The 11,642-nt window shown below is 70.5% G+C and carries 10 protein-coding genes and 1 tRNA gene; 9 read left to right on the top strand and 2 right to left on the bottom strand.

Annotation, left to right across the window (positions count from 1 at the left end):
* The 4 genes from ABD323_RS25575 to ABD323_RS25560 all read left to right on the top strand — a co-directional run.
* A partial coding sequence (locus tag ABD323_RS25575; RefSeq protein ID WP_344444299.1) for a tetratricopeptide repeat protein occupies nucleotides 1-656 on the top strand: 656 nt, incomplete at its 5' end.
* A gap of 179 nt (nucleotides 657-835) precedes the next feature.
* Nucleotides 836-1,258, top strand: a complete 423-nt coding sequence (locus ABD323_RS25570) for a hypothetical protein (protein ID WP_344444298.1) — start codon at nucleotides 836-838, stop codon at nucleotides 1,256-1,258.
* The gene (locus ABD323_RS25565; protein ID WP_344444297.1) at nucleotides 1,255-3,609 is read left to right on the top strand and encodes a tetratricopeptide repeat protein; all 2,355 of its coding nucleotides are present in this window, start codon (nucleotides 1,255-1,257) and stop codon (nucleotides 3,607-3,609) included. The genes ABD323_RS25570 and ABD323_RS25565 overlap by 4 nt, the downstream gene beginning before the upstream one ends.
* A 315-nt stretch (nucleotides 3,610-3,924) precedes the next feature.
* Complete coding sequence (locus tag ABD323_RS25560) at nucleotides 3,925-4,767, top strand: tyrosine-type recombinase/integrase (protein WP_344444296.1); 843 nt, start codon at nucleotides 3,925-3,927, stop codon at nucleotides 4,765-4,767.
* 182 nt (nucleotides 4,768-4,949) lie between these two features.
* Here the strand turns inward: ABD323_RS25560 and ABD323_RS25555 are convergent.
* Nucleotides 4,950-5,030: transfer RNA gene (locus ABD323_RS25555), tRNA-Tyr, on the bottom strand.
* Nucleotides 5,031-5,224: 194 nt separating this feature from the next.
* On the opposite strand from ABD323_RS25555, the gene ABD323_RS25550 reads away from it, so the two are divergent.
* Together ABD323_RS25550 and ABD323_RS25545 are read left to right on the top strand one after the other, a co-directional pair.
* A complete protein-coding gene (locus ABD323_RS25550) occupies nucleotides 5,225-5,713 on the top strand; it encodes a YajQ family cyclic di-GMP-binding protein (RefSeq protein ID WP_344444295.1) in 489 nt (162 codons plus the stop codon).
* A gap of 248 nt (nucleotides 5,714-5,961) precedes the next feature.
* Nucleotides 5,962-6,957 carry a hypothetical protein gene (locus ABD323_RS25545; RefSeq protein WP_344444294.1) on the top strand — a complete coding sequence of 332 codons (996 nt, stop codon included), beginning with the start codon at nucleotides 5,962-5,964 and terminating at the stop codon, nucleotides 6,955-6,957.
* 5 nt (nucleotides 6,958-6,962) lie between these two features.
* On the opposite strand, the gene ABD323_RS25540 is transcribed toward ABD323_RS25545, so the two are convergent.
* Nucleotides 6,963-7,322, bottom strand: a complete 360-nt coding sequence (locus ABD323_RS25540) for a DUF1801 domain-containing protein (protein ID WP_344444293.1) — start codon at nucleotides 7,320-7,322, stop codon at nucleotides 6,963-6,965.
* A gap of 183 nt (nucleotides 7,323-7,505) precedes the next feature.
* Between ABD323_RS25540 and ABD323_RS25535 the strand changes: the two genes are divergently transcribed.
* The 3 genes from ABD323_RS25535 (at nucleotide 7,506) to ABD323_RS25525 (ending at nucleotide 11,584) form a co-directional block, all read left to right on the top strand.
* Nucleotides 7,506-7,829: a YciI family protein gene (locus ABD323_RS25535; RefSeq protein WP_344444292.1), complete on the top strand. Its 324-nt coding sequence runs from the start codon at nucleotides 7,506-7,508 to the stop codon at nucleotides 7,827-7,829.
* A 7-nt stretch (nucleotides 7,830-7,836) separates the two neighbouring features.
* Nucleotides 7,837-9,936 (top strand): DUF6596 domain-containing protein, encoded by a 2,100-nt coding sequence (locus ABD323_RS25530; protein ID WP_344444291.1) that lies wholly within the window; start codon nucleotides 7,837-7,839, stop codon nucleotides 9,934-9,936.
* A 346-nt stretch (nucleotides 9,937-10,282) separates the two neighbouring features.
* Complete coding sequence (locus ABD323_RS25525) at nucleotides 10,283-11,584, top strand: phosphatase PAP2 family protein (protein WP_344444290.1); 1,302 nt, start codon at nucleotides 10,283-10,285, stop codon at nucleotides 11,582-11,584.
* The last annotated feature ends 58 nt before the right edge of the window (nucleotides 11,585-11,642 follow it).

Below are 11,642 nucleotides of genomic sequence, written 5' to 3'. Positions count from 1 at the left end.
AAGAGGCCGGGGACCTGGCCCGCGCCATCCCCCTCTACGAGACCACCCTCACCCAATGCGTCCAGGTCCTCGGCGACACCCACCCCGACACCCTGACCAGCCGCAACAACCTCGCCTACGCCTACGAAGAGGCCGGGGACCTGGCCCGCGCCATCCCCCTCTACGAGACCACCCTCACCCAATGCGTCCAGGTCCTCGGCGACACCCACCCCGACACCCTGACCAGCCGCATCAACCTCGCCGGCGCCTACCAATCGGCAGGCGACCTGGCCCGCGCCATCCCCCTCTACGAGACCACCCTCACCCAAAGCGTCCAGGTCCTCGGCGACACCCACCCCCAGACCCTGGCCAGCCGCAACAACCTCGCCGGCACCTACCAATCGGCAGGCGACCTGGCCCGCGCCATCCCCCTCTACGAGACCACCCTCACCCAATACGTCCAGGCCCTCGGCGACACCCACCCCGACACCCTGACCAGCCGCATCAACCTCGCCGGCGCCTACAAGGAGGCAGGCGACCTGAAGCGTGCCTTCCCTCTCTGCGAAACCACCCTCACCCAATACGTCCAGGTCCTCGGCGACACCCACCCCCGGACAGAGGCAGTGCGCACAACGTTGGCCAGGTGGCGAAGGGAACTTGATAACCCGCAGGTATGAAGGGCGGATTCCGGTTGCCCCGCAGCTTTACAGACCGCACGCTGAACCCGCCCGACCTGGGCTTCTTCTAAGCTGCGGAGGACCGATCCCACAGGTTTCCGGTAGCCGTCACCCAAGGTCCGTCTAGCCCCTAAGCTGCTGAGACGTCAGATTGTCTCTGCTCGGAGGGTTTGAGCAAGATGGGTACAGAGATCGCGGAACTGGTGCAGCAGGCTGGCCCCTACCTGACTGCAGCCGCGAGTGCCTATGGAGGCGCTGTCCTCACCAGGGCGGAGGACGCCGCAGCAGATGCCACCGCCAACCTCGGCCGCCGCATCCTCCAGGCTGTCTGGCGCCGTCGTTCCGAGACCGACCAGGCCGCACTTGAAGCCGCCGTCCTGGACGTCTCTCAGGACGCCGACGACCTGGACGCCGCCGCTGCACTGCGCCAGCAGCTCAAAAGGGCCCTGCACGAGGACACCGAGCTACGCAAAGAACTCACCAACCTCCTGCCCCCACTGGCCGCCGGAATCATGACGATCACCGCCTCCGGTGAACGCTCCATCGCCGCCCAAACCATCACCACGGCCATCACCGGCAACGGCTACCGCTCCGACCAGTGACCCGGCCCGAACCCAACGTCGATGCATCTGGGCAGAGGGCGATCGCTGCACAGAGCATCGGGACCGCCAACACGGGTGACACAATCGGCATGCCGGCCGAAATACTCACCTCCGCCCGCGATGTGCCGGCCCCACCCCGCCTCACCAACGTGGCAACGCGCCCGCTGTGCCTCGGGCGCGACGACGACCTCATCTGGCTCCGGAACAGACTCGTCGCGCAGAGCGGGACTGCGATCACTCAGGCCTTGACCATCCACGGCCTCGGCGGCATCGGCAAGACCACCCTCGCCTTGGCCTACGCCCACCAGCACCGGCAGGACTACACCCTCATCTGGTGGCTCAACGCTGACTCCCCCGCCCGCATCGAACAGTCCCTGGCAGCGCTCGCCGCGCGGCTGGCCCCAGCACTGACCCGGCTACTATCCCAGGACGAACGCGCCGAATGGGCCATGGCCTGGCTGCAATGGCACCCCGGCTGGCTCTTGGTCTTCGACAACGTTGAAGCACCCGCAGACCTGGCCCCCTACCTCGGCGCCCTCGACGGCGGCCACCACCTCATCACCAGCCGTCGTGCCACCGGCTGGCACCGCACCATCCCCACCCACTCGCTCGGCACCCTCCACCCCGACCAGGCCACCGAACTGATCTGCGCCTACGCATTTACCACCGGCACTCCCACGGCCCGGGAGTTCCGGGAAGCCCAGGCCCTAGCCGCCGACCTCGGCCACTTGCCGCTCGCCCTAGAACAGGCTGGCGCCTACCTCCGCCAGAACCCCACCATCGCCATCGATACCTACCGCCGACGCCTACTTACAAAGCTCGACAGGGCCGCCGACAGCATCGACGCCGAGCGCACCATCACCCGCATCTGGACCCAAACCCTCCAAGCCCTCACCAGCCGCAACCCCCAGGCCGTCGACACCCTCCACACCCTTGCCTGGCTCGCCCCCGACGACATTCCCTTCAGCCTGCTGGAAACCCCCGGCACTGACCCGGACAACATCCACGAAGCCCTCGGGCTCCTCGCCGAGTACAGCATGGCCGCAGTCACCAGACACACTGTCAGCGTCCACCGCCTTCTCCAAGCAGTCCTCCGTATGACTGCGCCGGCCAAACCCGATGGAACACTGGCAGGCCGCAATGACGCCGAAGAAGCGATCCTGAGGGCACTCGGTCCTCCCGCATCACCTGAGAAGGTCCCGTCCACGACCTGGGGTGCCCTAATGCCCCATCTGATCGCGCTGGCCGAGACGATGCCGCTCGACCACCAGAACATCCGGGCGGCCGACCTCTTCAACGCTGCGGCCCAACACCTCCACGCGGAGGGGCACGCAGACCGCGCAATCCCACTACTGTGCGCCACCCTCGCCCAGTGCGAACAGGTCCTCGGCCACACCCACCCCGACACCCTTACCAGCCGCAACAACCTCGCCAGTGCCTACCTGGCAGCCGGAGACGTGAACCACGCCGTCTCCCTGTACGAGATCACCCTCGCCCAATACGAACAGGTCCTCGGCCACACCCACCCCAGCACCCTCACCAGCCGCAACAACCTCGCGTACGCCTACGACCAAGCCGGCGAGCTGGAGCGCGCCATCCCCCTGTTCAAGACCACCCTCGCCCAGTGCGAACAGGTCCTCGGCCACACCCACCCCGACACCCTTACCAGCCGCGGCAACCTCGCTGGCGCCTACCTGACGGCCAAGGACCTGGACCGCGCCATCCCCCTGTACGAGATCACCCTCGCCCAGTGCGAACAGGTCCTCGGCCACACCCACCCCAGCACCCTCACCAGCCGCGGCAGCCTCGCGTACGCCTATCACGAGGCCGGAGACCTTGACCGCGCCATCCCCCTGTTCAAGACCACCCTCGCTCAACGCGAACAGGTCCTCGGCCACACCCACCCCGACACCCTTACCAGCCGCAACAACCTCGCGCATGCGTATGCCGCCGTCGGGGACTTGGACCGCGCCATCCCCCTGTTCGAGACCACCCTCGCCCAGTGCGAACAGGTCCTCGGCGACACCCACCCTGACACCCTGAGTAACTGCAGCAGCCTCGCGGGCGCCTACCTGGCGGCCAGCGACCTGAACCGCGCCATCCCCCTCTACGAGGCCACCCTCGCTCAACGCGAACAGGTCCTCGGCGACACCCACCCCCAGACTCTGATTAGTCGCGGCAGCCTCGCGTACGCCTATCACGAGGCCGGAGACCTTGACCGCGCCATCCCCTTGTACGAGACCACCCTCGCCCAGTGCGAACAGGTCCTCGGCCACACCCACCCCGACACCCTTACCAGCCGCAACAACCTCGCCGAAGCAAGGGAAGCGGCAGGCAACGCGACAGATTGAACCTGCGATTCCGGTTGACTGCCGGCTATACAGACCGCACGTCGGGTCTCCCTGGCCAGCACAGAGTTCCCGGTGAAGCCGAGCCGTCCCACGCAAACCCGCAGTCACGCTGGCTCGGGGCAGGAAGCTGAAACAGCGGGGTGTTTCAGCCCATCCGAGTCAGCAAGACAGGACGCTCCGCGCCGTCCGGCCTCTGTCCGGCCCATTCCCCCAGCGCAGGGGCCCGACCGGACAGCCGGACAGGCCGGACAGTTCCCTTAGGGGAGTAGCTGTCCGGCCTCCGAGATTGACCAGTCCCCGTTGGTGATGCGGAAGGTGTTGGCCGCCTTCGGTCGCAACCTCGACGGGTCGAAGTCCTCTCCGCACACGGTGCGGCGAAAGCGCGCGATCTTCCACAATGCGCTCGGCTATGCGGTCGAGGCCCGGCGGTTGAGCAGCAACCCGCTGAGTGACGTGCAATGGACCCCACCGGCAGCCGCAGAGGCCGTCGACCCCGTAGTGGTCGCCAACCCGAAGCAGGTCCGCAAGCTGCTGGAGGGCGTCGCCCAGCAGGGCAAGCGCGGGCAGCACCTCAAGGCATTCTTCGGCTGCCTGTACCACGCCGGGATGCGGCCGGGTGAGGCCGTGTGGCTGCGTAAGGCGAACTGTCACCTGCCCGCGACGGGCTTCGGGCTCCTGTCCCTCGATGGGTCACGGCCCCGGGTCGGCAGCTCCTGGACCGACAACGGCCGGCCGCACGACGAGCGCGGGTTGAAGTGGCGCCCCGCGAAGGATACCCGGCCCGTGCCGATCCCGCCGGAACTGGTCACGATGCTCCGCGAGCACATCGAGGCGCACGGCATTGCACCGGACGGACGGCTGTTTCGTACCTCCCGGGGCGGGCTCGTGCAGGAGAGCGGCTACGGCGTGGCCTGGAAGCGGGCGCGGGAGGCCGCGCTCACTCCGGAGCAGGCCACCTCCCCCCTGGCGAACCGCCCCTACGACCTGCGGCACGCGGGGGTCTCGTTCTGGCTGAACTCGGGGGTCGATCCTGCGGAGTGCGCGCGGCGCGCCGGCCACAGCATCGCGGTTCTGCTGCGGGTCTACGCCAAGTGCTTGGACGTTGCGCCGGAGGCGGCCAACCGGCGGATCGCCGAGGCGCTCAAGCAGTGGGAGTGAGGCAGGGCACCCCCTGGCTGTCCCACGCAATTCCCACGCGCGCTGGTCAGCAGCGGTACGGAGGTGAGACAAACCAGCACATAGCCCTTGCTTCGCCCACCCCGGCAGACTGCTCCTATTCGAGCAAAAGAGAAGGCCCCTGATCTGCGTTTCCGCAGATCAGGGGCCTTCTCTGTATCCTGTGGCTGGTGCAGGGTTCGAACCTGCGTAGCTTGCGCGACAGATTTACAGTCTGCTCCCTTTGGCCGCTCGGGCAACCAGCCAGGATGGGTGTCTTACCGGGGCTGCGCCCCGTTCGACTGGGTAAACGATACCTGATGACAGGGGGTGCTCCGCCACTCGATTGGTCACGTGATGATCAAGCGGTGGTCGCGGGGCGTCGCTGGATAGGCTGGGGGCGTGACCGCCCCGCATCGGCGGGGCCCGACTGCCGCCAAGTGCAAGGAGACCACCACAGATGGCCGACTCCAGTTTCGACATCGTCTCGAAGGTCGAGAAGCAGGAGGTCGACAACGCGATCAACCAGACCTCCCGCGAGATCGCCAACCGGTACGACTTCAAGAACGTCGGGGCCACGATCGGCTGGACGGGCGACAAGATCGAGATGAAGGCCGACGGCGAGGAGCGGGTCAAGGCCATCCTCGACGTGCTGCAGACCAAGCTGATCAGCCGCGGCATCTCGCTCAAGGCGCTGGACGCGGGCGAGCCCCAGCTGTCCGGCAAGGAGTACAAGATCTTCGCGACCATCCAGGAGGGCATCTCCCAGGAGAACGCCAAGAAGGTCTCGAAGATCATCCGCGACGAGGGCCCCAAGGGCGTGAAGGCCCAGATCCAGGGCGAGGAGCTGCGGGTCTCCTCCAAGAGCCGCGACGACCTGCAGGCCGTGCAGGCCCTGCTCAAGGGCAAGGACCTCGACTTCGCCATCCAGTACGTCAACTACCGCTAGAGCACTGCTCCGACCTGCGGGAGCACCAGCGGTTCGGCCCGGGAGGGCACAGCGAGGACACTGCGCCGATCATTCGGGCGCGGCCCGCGCTGTGCCCTCTTCGGCGTTCCCGGGGTGATCGCGGCCGTTGCCGCCACGGTGGTTCACCTGCGTGACGGTTGTGCTACTTTCCGTAGTACGACGGAACATGAGCGACCCCGGCGGTGCTACCAACACCCCGGGGCCCGGCAACAGGAGTAAGGCTCCCAATGCGCGTCCATCGTACCGAACAGGTACGCCACTTCACCGTGCTGTCCAACACCGTTCTGCAGTGTCGGCAGCTTTCCTACACCGCCCGCGGTCTGCTCGCGGACCTCCTCTCCCGCCCCGACGGCTGGCGCGAGGACGGTCGGCAGATGGCCGACACCAGCCCCCAGGGGCGCGCGGCGATCCGCAGGGCCCTGCGGGAGTTGACCGACGCCGGCTTCTACCGCGTCGAGAAGATCCGGATGCCCGACGGCACCATCCGCAGCGAAGCCCACGTCTTCGACACGCCGCAGCGGCCGGAGCTGCCGGGTGTCGCCCGTCCGGTCCCCGGTGACCCGACCACCGGCCGCCCTGGCGCCCAGGTAAAGAACCCGGAACAAGAACCCTCCCTCCCGGCCCCACGGGCCGCCGAGCCTGCCGGCGTGCCCGCCGAGAGCCCTTCGGCGTTGCCGGACGAACAGCTCAGGGCAGCGGTGGCCACGCTGTTCCGGGTGATCCGGCCGGAGCCGCGCCTGCGCCTGGGCGAGGCCGAGGCGGTCGCACTCGCGCCGCTGGTGGCCCGGTGGTTGGAGCGCGGAAGCACCGCGGCCGACCTCGCCCGCGCCCTGCTCCCCGGCCTGCCGGGCACCGTGCACTCGCCCCGGGCGGTGCTCCGCTACCGCCTGGAGCACAAGATGCCGCCCGAGCGGACCACCGAGCGGCCGCCGGCGATCCAGCAGGCCGAGTGCGCGGAGTGCCGGGACCCCGTACGCGGGTCGGGTCTGTGCCGCCCCTGCTCGGGGCTCGGCCGACGGCCCGGGCGGGACGGCAGTGGACGGGACAGCGGTGGGCGGGCGGTCGCCGCGGCCGGTGCGGCCCGGGTGCGGGCCGCCCTGGCCCGGCCGCCTGCCGCCACGGGTGTCGCACGCCACCCTCGCGCCGGCGGCAGCGGTAGCGGAGGTGGTGTCAGCGGTTGGTGCTGGTGGCGCAGTTCCGGCACGGTCGTCCCCGTGACCTGAGACCGTCAGGCTTCGAGGCCGCGGGCCTGGTCGAGCCAGTCGGTGAACAGCGGGGCGTCGAGGTCGGCGGGCGTGCGGAGTCGGGTGCCGGCCATCTCGCGGGCGGCCTTCTCGAGACGGCCGGAGGAGTCGGTGAGCGCCTGGCCGCGCCAGAAGCCGAAGGCGAGGTGGCCGGCGTAGGACTTCAGGTAGCAGACCGGCTGCTTGCCGGGCGTCGGGCCCAGGCTCCAGACGGGATGTCCGTGCCACAGGGCACCGGCATCGGGCAGCGTGGCCTCGATGAGGGGCAGCAGCGCGGCGGCGATGTCCTGCTGGGCGGCCGGCATGGCGGCGAGGTACTCCTGCACGGTGGCGAACTTGGCCATGGTGGTGGGTCCTTCTTCACGAGTCGGGGGCTGCGCCTGGGGTTTCGTCCTCACGTCGAACGAAGGATGTGACAGGGAACGGGCACGTTCCCTGTCACATGGACCGTTCGACGTGAGGACAGCGGCAGGCGGAACGGGTCCGGCCGCAGAACGAACAGACAACGAGCAGACGGAGAGCAACCCATGCGCTACCTGATGACGACCAAGGCGTCCGACACCGCTCCCGACGAGAACCTGTACGTCGAGATGGCCAAGTTCGTGGAGGAGTTGACGGCGGCGGGCGTGCTGCTGGCCACCGGCGGACTCGAGCCCGGCGGCGTGCGGGTGTCCTCCTCGGGCGAGGAGATCACGGTGACGGACGGGCCGTTCGCGGAGGCCAAGGAGGCCGTGGCCGGCTTCGCGCTGATCGACGTCCGCTCGAAGGAGGAGGCGATCGAGCTGGCCCGCCGCTTCCGGCGCATCGTGGGGGACGGCGAGAGCGTGGTCCAGCAGGTCTTCGGTTCCTGAGCCCGCCGTGTCGGATGCCCATCGCACGGTCAACGCGGTCTGGCGGCTGGAGTCCGCCAGGATCGTCGCAGCCCTGGTCCGGCTGGTGCACGACGTCGGCCTCGCCGAGGAGTTGGCGCAGGACGCGCTCGTCGCCGCGCTCGAACAGTGGCCCGTCTCGGGTGTCCCCGACCGGCCCGGCGCCTGGCTGACCACGATCGCCAGGCGCCGGGCCGTCGACCACATCCGGCGCGCCCGGGGCCTGGAGCACCGGCAGGACCAGCTCGCCCGCGAGGCGAGGGAGCTCCAGTTCGTCGACGTCGGAGCGGAGTTGGGCGACGAGCCGGACGCGGGTGCGGAGGCCGGGCAGGGGGGCGAGCAGGACGACGTGCTGCGGCTGATGTTCATCTCCTGCCACCCCGTGCTGCCGACCGACGCACGGGTGGCGTTGACGCTGCGGCTGCTCGGCGGCCTGACGGCCGAGGAGATCGCGCGGGCGTTCCTCGCCGCTCCCACCACGATCACCCGGCGGATCGCCGCGGCCAAGCGGACGCTGGCCGAGGAGCGGGTGCCGTTCGAGCTGCCGGCGCGCTCGGCCCTGGCCGAGCGGCTCTCCTCGGTGCTCGAGGTGATCTACCTGGTCTTCAACGAGGGCTACTCGGCCACCTCGGGCGACGACCTGATGCGGCCGGGGCTCTGTCACGAGGCGCTGCGACTGGGCCGTCTGCTCGCCGGGTTGGCCCCGGACGAGGCCGAAGTGCACGGACTGGTCGCGCTGATGGAGATCCAGGCCTCCCGGGCGGCCGCCCGCACCGGGCCGTCCGGCGAACCGGTCCAACTGCACGAGCAGAATCGCGGCCGCTGGGACCAGTTGCTCATCCGCCGCGGCTTCACGGCGATGCTGCGGGCCCGGCAGGCCGGCGGTCCCCCCGGCCCCTACGTCCTCCAGGCGGCGATCGCGGTCTGCCACGCGCAGGCTCGAACCGCGGAGAGCACCGACTGGGGGCAGATCGCGACCCTCTACGACGCGCTGGTGCGGCTGTTGCCCACCGCGATCGTGCGGCTCAACCGCGCGGTGGCGGTGGGCAGGGCCCGCGGTCCGCAGGCGGGATTGGCACTGGTCGACGCGCTGGTCGACGATCCGGCGCTGCGCGACTACCACCTGTTGCCGAGCGTCCGGGGCGATCTGCTGGAGCGGCTGGGCCGGTGCGGCGAGGCGCGGCTGGAGTTCGAGCGGGCGGCGTCGCTCACCGGGAACGCCGCCGAGCGGGCCTTCCTGCTCCGCCGGGCCGACAGCACGGCCACGCCCCAGCCGACGCCGACGCCGACGCCCGGGCCCGAGTCCGAGTCCGAGTCCGAGTCCGCCGAGGCGGTCGCGACCCTGGGGACGGCCGCCCGGGCCTTCCTGGCGCGCGAGGAACTGGACCCCGGGACGATCCGCTCGTACGGTCAGACGCTGCGGCGCCTGCGCCTGGCCCTGGGCGATGGCCTCCCGTTGACCGCGCTGACCGCCGACCGGGTGGCGCGGGTCTTCGCGACCGCCTGGGGCGGGGCCGCGGCCCCGACGTGGAACCGGCACCGGTCGGCGGTGCGCTCCTTCGGCGCCTGGGCGTCCCTCGACGACCTCGGCGCGGGTCTCGACCGGCGGGTCGAGACCCGCCCGCGGCTCCCCACGCTGACGTCGGCCGAGGTGGACGCCCTCTGCGGCCGGCCCGGCCTGGCGCTGCGTGAACGGGTCCTGTGGCGGCTGCTGCACGAGTCGGGGGCCACCGTGGCGGCCGTGCTGGCACTGAACGTCGAGGAGCTCGACTTCGACGACCGCCGGGCCGGCGCCGGCACGAGCGCCCGGCAAGGCAGCCGAGGCGGTCAGGGCAGCCGGGTCGGCTGGCGCGCCGGAACGGCCCGTCTGCTGCCCGCCCTGGTCGGCGACCGCACCCGCGGCCCGCTCTTCCTGACCGATCGGCGGCCCGGCCCGGCCCGGACGCCCGAGGCGGTCGACCGCTGCCCCGACACCGGCCGCGCCCGGCTCTCCTACGAACGGGCCGAGTACCTCTTCAAGCAGGCCACCCGCTCCCTGGACCCGACCGGTCAGGGCTACACGCTGCGCCGGCTCCGGTCCCGCCCGTGACCGCCGGCGCCGACCGCGCGCCCCCGGCGCACGCCCCCGGCCACCCCGGGGTCACCGCACGGCACCCCCGCCGCAGCGCTCCCTCAGGCGTACCCGTAGGAGTTTCCTGAGAGTTTGATGTGGGCCGACAGACCGTCTGGGGCAACCCGGAGTACCGTCGAGAACAGGTGGTGGAGCGGCCACGGCGCGGCGCAAGCCCGTCCGAGTGTGCGAGATGTGTGGCCGGTTGGGGGTGGATCCGGTGTACCAGTGCCAGGGCCGGTGGGCGGGGTTCAGTAATTCTTAAAAGAGGCGCACTAGGTTGACCCGGCTTGCCCCACCTGATCTCGCGAAGGGGACGCCACCGGTGACCAGCCTGCTCCACCCCGTACGTCCCGCCGCCGATGCGAACCGGTCGGCGCCGGCCCGTGAACGCAGCGAAACCGCGACGACCGGCAGAGCCGGCGCCGGCGGTACCGACGGCGACACCCAGGCCGTCACCGCCCCGGACACCACGGCCACCCCGGACCCGACCGGACCGGACGGCACAGCCGAGGACACCACGGCCCAGGGCGCCACGGCCCAGGACGCCGCTGCCGAAGCCCCCACCGGCTCCTCGGCGCTCGCGGTGGCCACCGGCTGGCGCGGCAGGATCGCCCTGGTCCGTGAGCGGACCCGGTACCTGCGCCTGCTGGCCTGGCCGGTGTACTTCCTCGCGCTCTGGCACTACATCGACCAGAACGGCCTGCCGTACCAGAACGACGTCGTCTTCTGCTGGCTGATGGGCGCGCTGATGGCCGCCGCCGTACAGAGCGGATACCGCTTCGGCTGGCTGCGGGTGCTGCGCGACTGGGTGCCGGTGATGGCCGCCGTCTGGGCGTACTCACTGCTGCGCGGCTACGGGTCGCACACCCCCTGGCCGGTCAACTACGCCCCGCAGCTGGCCTTCGACCGCTTCGTCGGCTTCGGGCAGGTGTGGACCGTCCGGCTGCAGCAGTGGCTGTACACGCCCGGCCACCCGCACTGGTACGACTACGCCTGCACCGTCGTCTACATGTCGCACTTCTTCGCGGTCTTCGTGGTGATGGCTGCGCTCTGGCGCCGGCGGCACGACCGCTTCACCCGGCTGGTGGCGCTCTACCTGACGCTGACCTTCGCCGCCTTCGCCACCTACGTGCTCTACCCGGCGGACCCGCCGTGGCTGACGGCGCAGAACGGGCACATCCCGGACGTCACGCGGATCGTCTCGGACGTGCTGACCCAGAGCGGGCTTCCGCGCGCGGGGTCGCTCTTCGAGAACGGCAGCCGCTTCGACAACGACGTGGCGGCCATGCCCTCGCTGCACGCCGCGTACCCGATGCTGCTGGCGCTCTTCTTCTGGCCCACCGCCGGGCGCAGGACCCGCGTGCTGCTGGCCGTCTACCCGCTGGCGATGGCCTTCACGCTGGTCTACGGCGCCGAGCACTTCGTGATCGACGTGCTGATCGGGTGGACCTACGCCGCGGTGATCGTCTTCGGTCTCAACCGCGTACTGGACGACCGGGCCGCGCGCCGGGGCGAGTTCATCGCCCAGGCGCAGGCGCTGGGGGCCGGCGCGGGCCGGACACCGGGCCGCCGGCGCGGCAGGCTCCGCCCCGACCTGCAGGTCGCACGGGCCGGCTCCAAGTAGCGGCCCGGCTCCGAGCAGCAGGACAGCGAGGGCGTCGCCGCCGCGGCCTGCCCGTCCG

It is taken from the genome of Kitasatospora nipponensis (genome assembly GCF_039528135.1).
Lineage (GTDB): Bacteria > Actinomycetota > Actinomycetes > Streptomycetales > Streptomycetaceae > Kitasatospora > Kitasatospora nipponensis.
Note: the sequence above shows the minus strand (reverse complement) of the source record. Positions and strands in the feature narration are given on the sequence as shown.